Genomic DNA, 14,525 nt, shown 5'->3' with positions numbered 1-14,525 from the left:
GGCGCACGGACACGGGATGCGAACAGAGGCTGACGCTTACCTTGTGTCGTGGGGATGCGGCTGGTACGGTCCTCAGCCTCGGCGATGACGAAAACCTTCGAGAAAGCCGTCACCGGCTTCAACCACAACATCAAGCACAAGGGGAAGGTCTACCACGTCCAGACCGAGGACTCGGGCATCAACAACCCCCACATCATCACCCACCTGTTCGTGGGCGGGAACATCCTCGCGTCGAAGAAGACGTCCTACGCGGACATCCTCAACGCGGAGAACCTGTCGGAAGTGGTGCGCGAGCTGATGGAGGAGCAGCACAAGGAGATGCTGCGCAACCTCATCAACGGCGTGTACGACAGCTACGAGTCCACGGCGCGCAGCTACCAGCCCGGTCAGCTCGAGACGGACGCGGCCCCGGTGAAGCTGCAGCCCGGCCAGCCCATGGCCCCGCGCCCGCCGCCACAGCAGGCGCCCGCCGCTCCCCAGGCGACCATGCTTCCCCCCGAGGTCGCCGCTGCTCGTGCCCTCAAGGAGAAGCCGAAGATCAACGAGGTCGGCGTGGAGACCCTCTTCGGCGAGGACCTCATCTCCGAGAAGAGCCTCGACGAGGTCATCCTCAGCTACCTCGCCGGCGAGGGCGACCCTTCCTGACCGCGCCGTGAGGACCGGGCCCGGGCGCTCCACGTGCGCGCCCGCCCGGCTCCGCTCCAGCCATCCCCTTGTGTGCGCCTGGTTGGCGTCCCCGGGGCGTGTAGCAAGGCCTTGACAAACCCTATACAGACTCTGGCGCCATGAGTTGAGTCGCGGGCTCGCGAGGCCTTCACGGGCCTGGACGGCGGCTCCTCAGGGCAGCACCCACCGCACCCACGCCAGGCCGTAGAGGATGAGCACCGCGGCGGCCAGCACGTCCAGCATCAGCCCCGCCTTCATCATCACCGGCAGGCGCACATAGCCGCTGCCGAAGACGATGGCGTTGGGGGGCGTGCCGGCGGGCAGGGCGAAGTCGCACGAGGACGCGAAGGTGCTCACCGCCAGCAGCGGCCGGGATGCGGGCAGCACGTTGAGCATGACATTCACGGTGGCGGTGTTGGAGGCGATGGCGGACAGGAGGATGGTGGCGCCGGCCACCACGCCGTACTGGCCCGCGGCCGGCAGCGACTCCAGCCCGGACAGCCGCGCGATGAGCCAGGAGGACAGGCCGCTCGCCTCGATGCCCGCCGCCAGCGCGAAGCCTCCGCCCAGCAGGAGCAACGTGTCCCAGGGCACCCGGCGCAGGGCCGCCAGCGACAGCCGCCCCAGCGCCAGCAGCAGCAGCGCGCCCAGCACGGCCACGCCCGCCTCGTAGTGCTTGCCGGCCAGCTTGAAGCCGTCGAAGGCGCGGGCCACGGGCGGGGCCAGCAGGCCGCGCAGCGGGTCGCCGAAAATCCACAGCAGCGCCGCGACGACGAACACCGCGCCCACCACGCGCTCGCCGCCGGACATGGGGCCCAGCTGGGCCAGCTCGCGGGCGATGACGTCACCGCCCTGCCCGGGGCCCAGCGCGTCCCTGCGTCCCCAGCGCCACAGCACCGCCCACGCCAGCGGGAGGAAGAGGAGGACGAAGGGGAGGGCGGCGACCATGTACTCCACGAAGCCCACGTCACTGCCCAGCCGCCGGGACACCACGCCCGCGAAGACGGAGTTGGTGGGCGAGCCAATCTTGGTGCCGATGCCGCCCACGTTGGCGCCGTACGCCACCGCCAGCATCAGCGCCGCGCCGAAGTGCTCCAGCCGGCGCCCCTCGGTGGCCTCGAGCTGGGCAATCAGCGCCATGCCGATGGGCACCATCATCACCGCGGTGGCGGTGTTGGAAATCCAGAGCGACACGGTGGCGGTGGCCGCCAGCATGCCGAACAGCAGGCGCCGGGGGCCGGTGCCGATGGCGCGCATGATGAGCAGGGCGATGCGCCGGTGCAGGCCCCACTGCTCCAGCGCGGCGCCCAGGGCCATGCCGCCCATGAAGAGGAAGATGTACGGGTCCACGAAGGGCAGCGCGGAGCGGCCCACCGCCACCAGCACGCCGCCGTCACCGAAGACGCCCAGGGCGGGGAAGAGCACCAGCGGGAGCAGGGCCGTCCAGCCCATGGGGACGGCCTCGGTGAACCACCAGAGGGCCATCCACGCGGCCACGGCGGCGGCGGCGGCGGGGCGGTGGCCCATGCCGGGGATGGCGTGCAGCCCGGAGGGGATGAAGTACACGAGCGCGGCGACCACCGGCCCGGCCACCCGTCCCACCCATTGTCCTGTCGTCGTCCGAGGCGCGGCCCGCTGGCTCATGCGCCTCCACCGTCGCACAGGTGACTCCAGGGGTGGGAGCGGAAAGCCCGCCTTCTCGCCGGGCGTGCGTGGGGCATCTGCGTCCGGCCGTGATAGGTTGGCGGCCCCGCGCGACGCCATGATTCAGTTCTTCCACGTCTACAAGGCGTATCCCGGCGATCCGCCGGTGTTGTCGGACATCAACCTCAACGTGGAGAAGGGCGAGTTCGTCTTCCTCACCGGCCCTTCCGGCGCGGGGAAGACGACGCTCTTGAAGCTCATCTTCTGCGCGGAGAAGGCCACCAAGGGGCAGATTCTGGTGGGCGGCCGTAACATCGCCCGCATCCGCGAGTCCGCCGTGCCGTACCTGCGGCGCAACATCGGGGTGGTGTTCCAGGACTTCAAGCTGCTGCCGCACCGGACGGTGGAGGACAACGTGTCCTTCACGCTGGACGTGCTGGGCGTGCCGCGCGCGGAGGCCCGGGAGAAGGTCCGCCGCATGCTGAAGCTGGTGGGCCTGGAGCACAAGGCGGACTCGTTCCCCCTGCGCCTGTCGGGTGGAGAGCAGCAGCGCGTGGTGATTGCCCGCGCGCTGGTGAATGACCCCACCATCCTCCTGGCGGACGAGCCCACCGGCAACCTGGACCCGGCGCTGACGGTGGAAATCATGGACCTGCTCACCCAGGTCAACGTGCGCGGCACCACGGTGGTGGTGGCCACGCACGACGCGACGCTGCTGTCGCGCTACCAGAAGCGCACGGTGCGGCTGGAGCGCGGGCAGATTGTCTCGGACGAGGACGGCGTGAAGGCGGCGCGGCGGATGGCGGCGGTATGAGCGTGCTGGCGAAGGCGACGTACTTCTGGCGCTCGGCGGCGGTGGGGCTGCGGCACTCGCCCTTCGTGCACTTCATCGCGGTGACGACCATCGCCATCGCCCTGTTCTCCGCGGGCATGGCCCGGGGCGCGGCGCGGATGCTGGACAACCTGCTGGCGTCGCTGGGCGGCGAGGTGGAGGTGACGGTGTACCTGGCGCCCGAACTGGGCGAGGACGAGGTGCACGGCATGCGCTCGCGCGTGGAGGAATTGAGCGCGGGGCAGGTGACGGTGGTGCCTCCGGACGCCGCGCTGACGCGGCTGCGCACGGAGCTGGGGGATTTGGGCGACGCGCTGGCGGAGCTGCCGGAGAACCCGCTGCCCGCGACGCTGGAGCTGCGCGTGCCTCCGGAGAAGCGCAACCCGGCCGCGCTCCAGGCCCTGGCGAAGGAGCTGCGCGCGCTGCCGGGCGTGTCCGGCGTGGACTATGGCGAGGCGGCGGTGGAGCGCCTGACGGCCATTGCCCGGGCGCTGCGCTTCGGCTCGCTCGTGGCCTTCGTGGTGGTGCTGGGCGCCACCGTCATCATCGTCGCGGCCACGCTGCAGCTCGCCATCTACGCGCGGCGGGGCGAGATTGAAATCCAGAAGCTGGTGGGCGCCACGGACCGCTTCGTCAAGGCGCCCTTCCTGCTGGAGGGGCTGCTGCAAGGGCTGATGGGCGCGGGCGTGGCGCTGCTGGGGCTGTGGGCCTTCGGGCGGCTCCTGGGGCCCACGCTGGGACAGCTCTTCGCGTTCCTCCTGGGGCCCGGCGTGGGGACGGCGTGGGTGGAGCCGCGGCTGGCGCTGGAGCTCGTCGGCGCCGGGTGTGGCCTGGGGCTGGGCGGCAGCTTCGTCGCGGTGGGGCGCTTCCTGCGGGTATGAGCCGGTCTCTCCTCCTGGCACTCGTGCTGGTGGTGTCCGCCCCCGCCGCGTCCGCGCAGCAGCCGGAGGAGGCGGAGCAGGCGGCCCTGCGCGCGAAGCTGGCCACGCAGCGCGCGACGCTGGCCCTCATCGAGGCGAAGAAGCTCTCGGTGCTGGAAGGCCTGGAGCTGATGGAGGAGATGGCGTCCTTCTCCCGGCGGCGTGTGCGCGCGCTGGAGGGAGACCTGGCGGTGTTCCGCCGCCGCGTGGCGCTGGCCGAGCGCGAGGAGTCCGTGCTCCGCGAGGCGCTGCGGCTCCAGCTGCGGCGGCTGTCCCCGAGGCTGCGCACCCTCTACCGGCTGATGCGCCGCCGCCCGCTGGAGGTGCTGCTGTCCGCGGAGGACTTCGCCGCGCTGGTGTGGCGCGCGCGGGCGCTGGAGGCCAGCATGTCCGGCGACCTGGAGTTGCTGCGCAGCGTGCAGCGCGTGGCCCACCTCCAGCGGCAGGCGACGCGCGAGCTGAAGCGCCTGCAGACCTCGCTGACCGCGCGCGTGGCCTTCTTGAAGGAGCAGGAGAAGCTGGCCCGCGCGCAGCAGGAGGCGCTGGAAGAGGTGGTGGGCTCGCTGGCGGGTGAGGCGGAGCTGGCGAAGCGCGCCGTGCGCGAATTGGAGCAGGCGGACGCGGAGCTGACCCGCGTGGTGAATGACTTGAAGGAGCTGCCCGCCACGCACGGCTTCGGCGCGCTGCGCGGGAAGCTGCCCCGGCCGGTGAAGGGCATCGTCGAGGTGGGCTTCGGCAAGGTGGTCAACCCGCGCTTCAACACCGTCACTGTGCAGAAGGGCCTGGACATCCGCGCTCCCGCGGGCACACCGGTACGTGCCGTGGCCGACGGCACCGTCGTTTATGCCGGCGCGCTGCGCGGCTACGGCAACCTGCTCATCCTGGACCACGGTGACGGCTTCCACACCCTCATGGCCCACCTGTCCACCATGGCCCCCGCGCTCGGCGCCACCGTGGCCGCGGGCGAGGTGGTGGGCGAGGTGGGCGACACCGGCTCCCTCAAGGGCGCCTACCTGTACTTCGAGGTACGCCGGGCCGGGCAGGCCGTGGACCCGGCGCCCTGGCTGGCCCCTGCTTCCTGACGCATTGCGGCAGAGAGTCGCGGGGCTTGTTATTCTTCCCCCCATCCCTTGCGAGGAGCAGGCAGGCGCATGGACTTGATGGGCGGAATGCAGAAGGTGATGCGGCGCATGCTGGTGGCGCGCGGCGTCCAGTCGTCGACAGTCGATGTGGCCGGGCAGTCGCTGCACCACTACTCGCTGAAGGGCGAGGGCAAGGGGCCGCCGGTGGTGCTGGTGCATGGGCTGGGCGGCTCGGCCAACGGCTTCGGGCGCACCTTCTTCGGGCTGGCGAAGCGCTTCTCGCGCGTGGTGGCGCCGGACCTTCCGGGCCACGGCTTCTCCCTGGAGTACTGCGGGGGCGAGGTCTGCGTGCGCAACCAGTTCGACGTGCTGCGCGCCTACGTGGAGCAGGTGGTGGGCGAGCCGGCCCTGGTGGTGGGCAACTCGCTGGGCGGGGCCATGTCGGTGACGCTGGCGGCGGAGTACCCCCAGTGGGTGCGCGCGCTGGCACTGGTGGCCCCCGCGGGCGCGGAGCTGCCGGAGGCGGAGCTGACGGCGCTGCTGAGCTCCTTCACCGTGCGCTCACCCGCGGAGGCGCGCGCCTTCACCCGGAGGCTGTTCCACCGGCCCCCGCTGCCCGCGCTGCTGTTCGCCTACGAGCTGCGCCGCTTCTACGACACGCCCACCGTGCGGGCGCTCACCACGGAGGCGCTGGCCACGCGCGCCAGCCTGGAGCCCGACAAGGTCCGCAACCTGGCCATGCCGCTGCTGTTCCTGTGGGGCGGCAGCGAGCGGCTGCTCCCCTCGCAGACGCTGAAGTGGTACCGCAACCACCTGCCGCCGCACGCCCAGGTGCACGTGGTGGACGGCTTCGGGCACGTGCCGCAGCTCGAGCGTCCGGACGAGCTGGTGTCGCACCTGGTGCGCTTCGCCGACACAGCGGCGCTCTGAGGGCCGGGGTAGAGTGGGGGAGGGGCCCTGGCCGTGACGGGGCCCTGCGTGAAAGGACGTACCGACGTGACGCGTCTTCCCCAGCCGTGGCGCGCGGCGCTGGCCGCCTTCCTCCTGTTGAGCGGGCCCGTGGCCGCCGACGAGAAGCCGAAGGCCGGCTCCGGCGCGCCGGTGGCTCCCGGCCGCGCGGAGCGGGCCGAGCGCGACGACGCCACCTACCGCCAGCTCGAGCTCTTCGCCCGGGTGCTCTCCTACGTGGAGAACAACTACGTGGAGCCGGCGGACCGGGAGCGGCTCATCCACGGCGCCATCCAGGGCATGCTGGAGACGCTGGACCCGCACACCGTCTACATGCCTCCGGACGTGTTCCGGGAGATGAAGATAGACACCTCGGGCGAGTGGGGCGGGCTGGGCATCGAAATCTCGCGCAAGGGGGACCGCATCGTGGTGGTGGCCGCCATCGACGACACGCCGGCGTCGCGCGCGGGCCTCAAGGCGGGCGACGAGCTGGTGGGCATCGACGGCGAGTCCACGCAGGGCATGGACGTGGGGCGGGCCATGCAGAAGATGCGCGGCCCGGCGGGTGGGCGGGTGCTGCTCACCATCATGCGGCAGGGCTTCAGCGCGCCGCGCGAAATCGCCATCATCCGCGACCACATCCGCATCATCTCCGTGGAGGGCGCGCTGTATGGCGGCATCGGCCACGTGAAGGTGAAGAACTTCCAGGACCGCACGGACCTGTACCTGCGCAAGGAGCTGGACCGGCTGCGCGGCCTCAACGGCGGCAAGGAGCTGCGCGGGCTGGTGCTCGACTTGCGCAACAACCCCGGCGGCCTGCTGGACCAGGCGGTGGCGGTGAGCGACCGCTTCCTGCCGGGCAACCTGCCCATCGTCTCCACCCGGGGGCGCGACGGCCGCAACACCACCGAGGAGCGCAGCAAGGACCGCGACACGGAGAAGGACTACCCCGTGGTGGTGCTCGTCAACGCGGGCAGTGCCTCCGCATCCGAAATCGTGGCGGGCGCGCTCCAGGACCACGGCCGCGCCGCCATCATGGGCACGCCCACCTTCGGCAAGGGCAGCGTCCAGACGGTCATCGAGCTGGAGGACGGCTCGGGCCTGAAGCTGACCATCGCCCGCTACTACACGCCCAAGGGGCGCAGCATCCAGGAGCGCGGCATCACCCCGGACTACCTCGTGCCCGACGAGCCGGGGGGCAAGGTTCCCCGCGAGGTGGTGCGGGAGAAGGACCTGCGGCGCCACTTCCGCGCCGAGCCCACCGCCGGCACCGAGACGCCCGCCCCCGCGCCGCGCGGCCTGCCCGAGGGCCTCAAGCCCTGGGACGTCACCGCGAAGCTCGAGGACTACCCGCTGAAGGTCGCCCTCGACTACCTCCACGGTAGGGCTTCGGCGCCGGCCCGGGCCCCGGCCCGCGCATCGGGTCGCTAATGACTCATTCCCGCTTGCATTTCGCCGCGCAGTCCGTTTGATGCGCAGCGGACAATGGGTGAACGAGTGATGCGACCTTCGAGCATGCGCGCTCTGCACGTGGCCCTGTGCGGATGGCTGGTGGGCATTCTGGCCGTGGGGCCGGCGGCGGCGCAGCCGACCCTGCCCGCGAAGCTGATGCCCCGGGCCCTCTCCACGGCCGCGGACGAGTCCACGGTGACGGTGGTGGCCATCGCGCTGGACGCGGCGGCCCGGACCGAGGCGCTCCGGCTGGCGTACCTCGCGGAGCAGGAGGCGGCGCGCTCCGGCCGGCTGCGCCTGGTGCGGCTGGCGGACGCGCTGGACGCGAATGGACGGCGTGAGCGCGAGGCGCGGGCCGCCGAGGCCGCCGCCGCGATGAAGGAGGGCCAGCGCGCCTACGACGAGCTGGACACGCAGCAGGCGCTCCAGCAGTTCGACAAGGCGGTGCGGGCGTCCGAGGCGGGAGACCTGTCGCTGCGCTTCGGCGACCTGAGCCGCGCGAGGGTGATGAAGGCGGCCTCGCAGGTGGCCAACGGGGAGAACACGGCGGCCCAGCTGGAGATCCGCTCGGTGCTGGCGGTGGACCCGCGGGCGCAGTTCTCGCCCAACTTCTTCCCGCCGGACGAGATGGCCTTCGTGGAGAAGGAGCGCGCCGCGGTGCTGGCCGCCGCGAGCACGGCGCTGACCGTGCGCACGGAGCCGGTGCCCGCCCAGGTGTACGTGGACGGCGTGTTCCGCGGCGTGTCGCCGGTGGCGCTGACGGACCTGACGCCCGCGGACCACTACGTGACGGTGCTGGCGCCGGGCTACGCGCTGGCGCAGCGCCGGGCGCGCGAGGGCGACACCACGCTCACCCTTCAGCCCCTGGCGTCGCAGAAGCCCTTGCAGGTCCTCACCGAGACGGTGGCCCGCAAGCCGCAGAGCGAGGAGCGGGACCGGGCCCTGCGCGAGCTGGGCGCGCTGGCGGGAGTGTCCCAGGTGCTGGCGCTGCTGGTGCGCGGCGGGGCCGGAGCGGGGCCGCTGGACGTGACGGCCCTGCGGCTGGACGTGGCGGACGGGCACAACCTGGCCTACACGCTGGGGCCGGTGCCGCGCGGGGACGCCATGGACGCGGGCTCGCGAGAGCTGCTGGCGCGGCTGGTGTCCGCGGACGCGCCGCGCCAGGGCGGCAAGCCGGTGACGCACTTCTCCACGGGCAGCGCCACGCGCCGCACCGTGGGCTACGTGATGATGGCCACGGGCGTGGCCATGCTGGCCGGCGGCATCTACTTCGGCATGGAGGCCTCCGCGAAGGAGGACGACTTCCGCCGCGCCGAGCAGAACAGCGCACGCGCGCAGGACATCAAGGACACCGGCAAGACGTACGCGCTGGTGGCGGATATCGGCGTCCTGGTGGGCCTGGCGACCGCGGGCCTGGGCGGCTACTTCGCCTTCTCCGGTGGCGACGGTGGCGGCAAGGCCCCCGCCCGCGCGAGCAGCGCCGAGCCGCCGCCTCCAACGAAGCACGAGGCGCTGCCCATGCCTCCTCCGCCGAAGGCGGCGAAGGCCCAGGGCGAGGCGCTGCCCATGCCGCCGCCTCCGGCGCGCTCCACGTCCTCGACCCCTCCGTCGCGGGGTGAGCCTTCCCCCCCCGCGCGCGCGTCCGACAGCAAGCGCACGAAGCAGGAGGAGGCGCGGCAGCGGGAGGAGGCGCTGCGCAAGCAGCGCGAGGAGGAGGAGCGCCAGCGCCGCGAGCAGGAGGAGCAGCGCAAGCGCGAGGAGGAGGCGCGCAAGCGCGAGGAGGAGGCGAAGCGCAAGCGCGAGGAGGAGGAGCGGCGGCGGGAGGAAGAGGAGAAGAAGAAGCGGCCCGCACTCGACGAAGACGATCTCCGGAACTACTAGCCATGCTCCGTCCCCTGCGTACCCTCCTTCCCCTCACGGCCCTCTGCCTGGGCCTGTCCGCGTGCAGCCTCCTCCTCGAATTCGACGAGGAGGGGCAGCCCTGCGACGACCATGACCAGTGCCTGCCGGGCTACACCTGCGTGGATGACAAGTGCGTCTCCGACGGCACTCCCACGTCCGACGCCGGTGTTGATGCCGGCACGGGCGGCGACGCCGGCGCCGGCACCGACGCGGGCTCCTGAGCGCGCGCCGGAGGGGCGGGGGACGGGGCTTTCCACAGTCCCGGCTCCGTGTCTCCCGGGCCGCGCCGTGTCCTGAAGACCACGCCCGCCCGCCTGCCCGGGTGCCCCCGCAACCCCTTGTTCCGACGGGAAACCGACGCGGCGTGTCCGGCCCGGCCCGGACGCGGCGTGCTTGGCATCCTCCGTGCTCTGCCTCCGTGTCCAGGAGGCGTCATCGACATGGGTAAGCGCGTCGGAGTGCTGATGGGCGGGTGGGGCGAGGAGCGGGAGATTTCGCTCAAGACGGGAGAGGCCGTGGTGGCGGCCCTGGAGTCCCGCGGCCACCACGTCACCCGCATCTTCGCGGGCCCCGGGCTGGACCGGGCGCTGCGCGCGGCGGAGCTGGACGTGGCCTTCATCGCGCTGCACGGGCGCATGGGCGAGGACGGCCGGGTGCAGGGCCTGCTGGAGCTGCTGGAGCTGCCGTATACCGGCTCGGGCGTGCTGGCCTCGGCGCTGGCGATGAACAAGCCCATGGCCAAGAAGCTCTTCCGGCTGCACAACCTGCCCACGCCCCTGGGCTACCGCGTGGGCCGCGAGGACGCGGCGCGCGCGCTGGAGCTGCACGGAGACCTGGGCTTCCCCTGCGTGGTGAAGCCCGCGTGCGGCGGCTCCTCGGTGGGGCTGGCGCTGGTGCGCGAGCCGGAGGCGCTCGCCCCCGCGGTGGCCCAGGCGTGCCGCTTCGGCGGCGGGGCCCTGGTGGAGCGCTTCGTGGCCGGCCGCGAGGTGACGGTGGGCATCCTCGGCGACACGGTGCTGGGCAGCTGCGAGATTGCCACCCCGCGCGAGGGCTTCGACTACGACGCCAAGTACAAGGGCGGCTCGCGCTACTTCCTTCCGCCCCGCCTGTCCGCCACGCGCGTGGCCAACGTGGAGGCGCTGGCGCTGGGCGCGTACCGCGCGCTGGGCTGCCGCGGGTACGCCCGCGTGGACCTGCTGTGCTCGGACACGGAGAACGACGTCGTCCTGGAGGTGAACACGCTGCCCGGCTTCACCCCCACCAGCCTCATGCCGAAGATTGCCGCCCAGGCCGGCCTGGACTTCCCCGAGCTCGTCGAGCGCGTCCTGGCGCTGGCCACCCGGGACGAGGCTGGCGTCACCGATGCCCCCGCCGTGGCGCCCGCCACCGCGGCCCCAGAGCCCCGCCGCGCGGTGAGCTGACCCCCCGGGTTGGCCCTCCCCACCGGCGCCGCCTCAGCCCCGGCGCCGGCCCGGCTGCTCCGTGCGTGGGTTGTGACGCGGGGTGTCAGTCCCTGATGAACGGAACGTTCAAATCCGGGGAATAGTTTGACACGACCTTGACGCATCCCTATTGTCCGGCGCCGATCATTCCCGGAAGATTAAAACCTCGTCTTTTCGGGCACATACGGAGCGGGGGCTCACCAGACCCATCTGGCGGCGGTCAGCGAGAGGGGTTCCGGTGCTGCCGCACCAGTAAGGACCGCCGGCCACGGGGGCCGTTGCGGGAGGGGCTGAACGTCACCGATGACCACCGTCGAGATCATCTTCCTGGGCGTCTATTTCAGCGTCCTGTGCGTGCTGGCGGTCTACGGCTCGCACCGGTACCGGATGGCGTTCCTGTACTACCGGCACAAGTTCAAGCTGCCGACGCCGAAGGCGGCGCTCAAGGAGCTGCCGCGCGTCACCATCCAGCTCCCCATCTTCAACGAGATGTACGTGGTGGAGCGCCTGGTGGAGTCGGTGTGCCGCATCGACTACCCACGCGAGCTGCTCGAAATCCAGGTCCTCGATGATTCGACGGACGAGACGTGCGCCATCGCCCGCGCATGTGTGGAACGGCAGAAGCAGAAGGGCCACGACATCGTCTACATCCACCGCACCAACCGCAGCGGCTTCAAGGCGGGTGCGCTGGAGAACGGCCTGAAGCTGGCGCGCGGCGAGTACGTCGCGGTGTTCGACGCGGACTTCGTGCCCAGCCCGGACTTCCTGCTGCGCACGGTGCCGTTCTTCTCGGACGACAAGGTGGGCATGGTGCAGGTGCGCTGGGGCCACCTCAACCGTGACTTCTCCATCCTGACGCAGGCCCAGAGCATCTTCCTGGACGGGCACTTCATCATCGAGCACACCGCCCGCAACCGCTCCGGCTGCTTCTTCAACTTCAACGGCACCGCGGGCATCTGGCGCCGCTCCACCATCTCCGACGCGGGCGGCTGGCAGCACGACACGCTCACCGAGGACCTGGACCTGAGCTACCGCGCCCAGCTCAAGGGCTGGCGGTTCGTCTTCCTGCCCGAGGTCATCTCCCCGGCCGAGGTGCCGGTGGACATGAACGCCTTCAAGAGCCAGCAGCACCGCTGGGCGAAGGGCTCCATCCAGACGGCGAAGAAGCTGCTGCCCACCATCCTCAAGAGCGACCTGCCCCTGGCGGTGAAGCGGGAGGCCTTCTTCCATCTCACCAACAACATGGCCTACCTGCTGATGGTGCTCCTGTCCGTGCTGATGCCCATCAGCATGGTGGTGCGCTTCCAGCACGGCCTGTACGGCACGCTCTTCCTGGACCTGCCCTTCTTCATCACCGCCACCGCCAGCGTCTGCGTGTTCTACGTGGCCGCGCAGCGGGAGATGGGCGTGAAGGGGTGGGCGCGGGTGAAGTACCTGCCCTTCCTGATGAGCCTGGGCATCGGCCTGGCCATCAACAACGCGAAGGCGGTGGCGGAGGCGCTGCTCAACCAACAGTCGGGCTTCGCGCGCACGCCGAAGACGGGCGCCGAGGGCAAGAAGGTCGTCGCGGTGAAGAAGACGTACCGCGGCAGCAAGACGCTGATGCCGGTGGTGGAGCTGCTCTTCGCGGCCTACTTCACGGGCGCGCTGTGGTTCGCCATCGACGCGCGCATCTACACGTCGGTGCCCTTCATCGTCCTGTTCCAGGCGGGCTTCCTGTACGTGGGCGTGTCCAGCCTGCTCCAGGGTCTGGGCCTGTCCGGCCGCCTCAAGCTGTCGGAGTCCACGCCCTCGGTGAACGCCACCGGGGAGCAGCCGCGCCGCGCGGCCTGAGCCACGCTCCGGCCGGGCAGTCATGGGGGTGAGGCCTTCCGCGGGCCTCACCCCTCTTCGTTTTCAGGGCCCCGCGTCCGGTGCCCCGCGCAGCAGCACCTGCTGCAGCCGCACGGCGGGTGCGCCGGACGGGGCGGTGCGGCAGCCCTCGTCGATGGAGGTGCTGGCCGCCGCGCGCAGCGTGAGGCCGGCGTCGGCGCACGTCACCACCTCGGTGGGGAAGACGACGGGGCAGGGCACGCCGCTCCCGGTGAAGCCCGTGGCGCGCGTCTCGCCCACGAAGCCCTGGGGCGTTCGCTGGAGGACGATGGAGGTGGCGCCCGCGTCCGGGGGCTCGGTGCCACCGTCCGGACGGGCGCGCACCACGGCGAGTGAAAGCGTGCCGCCGTCATCCTCGCCGTAGTACCGGAAAGCAGGATTCTCCGCGTGGTGGTACTCGCCTGCCTGGCTGCTCTCACAGCCGGGTGGGACGCGGATGGGAGGTGGAGGTGGGGGTTGGGCCTCCGTCTTGGGGGGCATCTTGGCGGGGCACGCCGTGAGGGAGAGAACACTGAGGCCGAGGGCCAGGGGTGTCAGGACTCGGTGCATGGGTCCCGGATATTCGCCCAACGTCAACGTCAGGGGGACTGTGTTTGATCTCCCTCGGATGACTCTCTAACCTTCGGTTCGTCATGAGCTTCCACCGCATCGTCCTTTTCGCCCTGGTGACCGTCATGGCGGCGCCGTCCTCCGCCCTCGCGCAGGACGATGACCTCCTCGCCCCCCTCACCCCGCAGACGAAATCGTCCCGCTCGAAGAGCGGGAAGACCAAGGTGGTGAAGAAGAAGCCCGCGCGCGAGAAGCCCGCGAAGGTCACCAAGAAGCCCACGAAGCCGTCGCGGACGAAGACGGCCCGGGGCAAGGCGGGGAAGAAGCCCGTGGAGCCGGAGGCCGAGGACGACCTGCTGGCCCCGCTGGCGCCCATGAAGACGGAGTTGGTGGTGCGCATCACCGGCGGCGTGCGCGGCGCGAGGCTGCAGGTGGACGGCAAGGACTCCGGCACGCTCAGTGCCGCCCCCATCCCCATGGAGGTGTCCCCGGGTGAGCACGTGCTGGTGGTCCGCAAGCCGGGCTACGCGGAGTACTCGAAGCGCATCGACGTGAAGCCGGGCGAGCAGACGGAGGTGGCGGTGTCGCTGGACGCCACCATGGGCTTCGCCACGCTGAACGCGGACGTGCCCGAGGCCGTGGTGCTGGTGGACGGCGCGGAGCTGGGCCCGGTGCCCCAGGGCAACGTGCTGCTCAAGCCGGGCTCGCGTGAAATCGAGTTCCGCGCCCCCGGCTTCAAGCCCGACGTGCACAACATCACCGTGTTCGCGGGCCGGCCGTACGTCGTCGAGGGCAGGCTGCGGCCGCTGGTGGACACGACGACGGTGGCCAGCGCGGAGGACGTGCCGAGGAAGACCGTGCTGGAGCCGGCCCTTCCGGCGGAGACGTCGCCGGGCGTGTCGGCGCTCGACCAGACGGGCCCGGACGCGGAGGTGAGCTCCGGCAAGCCGTGGTACGGCCGCTGGTACGTGTGGGCCGGCGTGGGCGCGGTGGTGGCCGCGGGCACGGTCGGCGCGGTGATGGCCACGCGGAGCGGCGGCGCCGACCCGCTGACGCCGGCCGAGGTCTGCGGAGACGGTGGTTGTGACGCCACGCTGGGCTTCGGCGCGGTGCGCCCGGTGCGCGGCGGTGCGCGGAAGAGCGGCGGAAGCGTCTTCAGCGTCCCGGCAGGCGCCCTGCGCTTCTGATGCAACCGTGCCTCGCCCGGCCTGCACAC

At 71.6% G+C, this 14,525-nt stretch carries 13 protein-coding genes; 11 read left to right on the top strand and 2 right to left on the bottom strand.

The features are described from left to right. Positions 1 to 84: 84 nt before the first annotated feature. Positions 85 to 645, top strand: coding sequence for a hypothetical protein (locus K8638_RS24640; protein WP_223757053.1), 561 nt, complete (start codon positions 85 to 87; stop codon positions 643 to 645). A 192-nt stretch (positions 646 to 837) separates the two neighbouring features. Here K8638_RS24640 and K8638_RS24635 read toward each other — a convergent pair whose 3' ends face one another. Then, a complete protein-coding gene (locus K8638_RS24635; protein WP_223757052.1) occupies positions 838 to 2,310 on the bottom strand; it encodes a DASS family sodium-coupled anion symporter in 1,473 nt (490 codons plus the stop codon). Positions 2,311 to 2,428: 118 nt separating this feature from the next. On the opposite strand from K8638_RS24635, the gene ftsE reads away from it, so the two are divergent. The 9 genes from ftsE (at position 2,429) to K8638_RS24590 (ending at position 12,721) form a co-directional block, all read left to right on the top strand. Next, positions 2,429 to 3,124, top strand: coding sequence for a cell division ATP-binding protein FtsE (gene ftsE / locus K8638_RS24630; protein WP_223757051.1), 696 nt, complete (start codon positions 2,429 to 2,431; stop codon positions 3,122 to 3,124). Beyond that, complete coding sequence (locus K8638_RS24625) at positions 3,121 to 4,023, top strand: ABC transporter permease (protein ID WP_223757050.1); 903 nt, start codon at positions 3,121 to 3,123, stop codon at positions 4,021 to 4,023. The genes ftsE and K8638_RS24625 overlap by 4 nt, the downstream gene beginning before the upstream one ends. After that, positions 4,020 to 5,144, top strand: a complete 1,125-nt coding sequence (locus tag K8638_RS24620) for a murein hydrolase activator EnvC (protein ID WP_223757049.1) — start codon at positions 4,020 to 4,022, stop codon at positions 5,142 to 5,144. Before K8638_RS24625 ends, K8638_RS24620 begins: the two co-directional genes overlap by 4 nt. A 69-nt stretch (positions 5,145 to 5,213) precedes the next feature. Continuing rightward, positions 5,214 to 6,074 carry an alpha/beta fold hydrolase gene (locus tag K8638_RS24615; RefSeq protein WP_223757048.1) on the top strand — a complete coding sequence of 287 codons (861 nt, stop codon included), beginning with the start codon at positions 5,214 to 5,216 and terminating at the stop codon, positions 6,072 to 6,074. A 66-nt stretch (positions 6,075 to 6,140) separates the two neighbouring features. Further along, positions 6,141 to 7,523, top strand: a complete 1,383-nt coding sequence (locus K8638_RS24610; protein ID WP_223757047.1) for a S41 family peptidase — start codon at positions 6,141 to 6,143, stop codon at positions 7,521 to 7,523. 84 nt (positions 7,524 to 7,607) lie between these two features. Next, entirely contained in the window at positions 7,608 to 9,425 is a 1,818-nt protein-coding gene (locus tag K8638_RS24605; protein WP_370644105.1) for a PEGA domain-containing protein, read from the top strand. 2 nt (positions 9,426 to 9,427) lie between these two features. Further along, complete coding sequence (locus tag K8638_RS24600; protein ID WP_223757045.1) at positions 9,428 to 9,667, top strand: hypothetical protein; 240 nt, start codon at positions 9,428 to 9,430, stop codon at positions 9,665 to 9,667. 219 nt (positions 9,668 to 9,886) lie between these two features. Further along, positions 9,887 to 10,867: a D-alanine--D-alanine ligase gene (locus K8638_RS24595; RefSeq protein WP_223757044.1), complete on the top strand. Its 981-nt coding sequence runs from the start codon at positions 9,887 to 9,889 to the stop codon at positions 10,865 to 10,867. Between the two features lie 324 nt (positions 10,868 to 11,191). Beyond that, positions 11,192 to 12,721, top strand: a complete 1,530-nt coding sequence (locus K8638_RS24590; RefSeq protein ID WP_223757043.1) for a cellulose synthase family protein — start codon at positions 11,192 to 11,194, stop codon at positions 12,719 to 12,721. A gap of 63 nt (positions 12,722 to 12,784) precedes the next feature. Here the strand turns inward: K8638_RS24590 and K8638_RS24585 are convergent, their stop codons facing one another. Continuing rightward, positions 12,785 to 13,309 (bottom strand): hypothetical protein, encoded by a 525-nt coding sequence (locus tag K8638_RS24585; RefSeq protein WP_223757042.1) that lies wholly within the window; start codon positions 13,307 to 13,309, stop codon positions 12,785 to 12,787. 83 nt (positions 13,310 to 13,392) lie between these two features. Here K8638_RS24585 and K8638_RS24580 point away from each other — a divergent pair, with 83 nt between their 5' ends. Further along, a complete protein-coding gene (locus tag K8638_RS24580; protein WP_223757041.1) occupies positions 13,393 to 14,496 on the top strand; it encodes a PEGA domain-containing protein in 1,104 nt (367 codons plus the stop codon). Positions 14,497 to 14,525 lie beyond the last annotated feature (29 nt).

The organism is Myxococcus sp. RHSTA-1-4, assembly GCF_020037125.1.
Classification (GTDB): domain Bacteria; phylum Myxococcota; class Myxococcia; order Myxococcales; family Myxococcaceae; genus Myxococcus.
This window is presented reverse-complemented; position numbering and strand designations above follow the sequence as displayed.

Coding starts and splice junctions, on each gene's coding strand:
- K8638_RS24640 (WP_223757053.1), top strand. CDS start 85: ATGACGAAAACCTTCGAGAAAGCCGTCACCGGCTTCAACCACAACATC.
- K8638_RS24635 (WP_223757052.1), bottom strand. CDS start 2,310: ATGAGCCAGCGGGCCGCGCCTCGGACGACGACAGGACAATGGGTGGGA.
- ftsE (WP_223757051.1), top strand. CDS start 2,429: ATGATTCAGTTCTTCCACGTCTACAAGGCGTATCCCGGCGATCCGCCG.
- K8638_RS24625 (WP_223757050.1), top strand. CDS start 3,121: ATGAGCGTGCTGGCGAAGGCGACGTACTTCTGGCGCTCGGCGGCGGTG.
- K8638_RS24620 (WP_223757049.1), top strand. CDS start 4,020: ATGAGCCGGTCTCTCCTCCTGGCACTCGTGCTGGTGGTGTCCGCCCCC.
- K8638_RS24615 (WP_223757048.1), top strand. CDS start 5,214: ATGGACTTGATGGGCGGAATGCAGAAGGTGATGCGGCGCATGCTGGTG.
- K8638_RS24605 (WP_370644105.1), top strand. CDS start 7,608: ATGCGCGCTCTGCACGTGGCCCTGTGCGGATGGCTGGTGGGCATTCTG.
- K8638_RS24600 (WP_223757045.1), top strand. CDS start 9,428: ATGCTCCGTCCCCTGCGTACCCTCCTTCCCCTCACGGCCCTCTGCCTG.
- K8638_RS24595 (WP_223757044.1), top strand. CDS start 9,887: ATGGGTAAGCGCGTCGGAGTGCTGATGGGCGGGTGGGGCGAGGAGCGG.
- K8638_RS24590 (WP_223757043.1), top strand. CDS start 11,192: ATGACCACCGTCGAGATCATCTTCCTGGGCGTCTATTTCAGCGTCCTG.
- K8638_RS24585 (WP_223757042.1), bottom strand. CDS start 13,309: ATGCACCGAGTCCTGACACCCCTGGCCCTCGGCCTCAGTGTTCTCTCC.
- K8638_RS24580 (WP_223757041.1), top strand. CDS start 13,393: ATGAGCTTCCACCGCATCGTCCTTTTCGCCCTGGTGACCGTCATGGCG.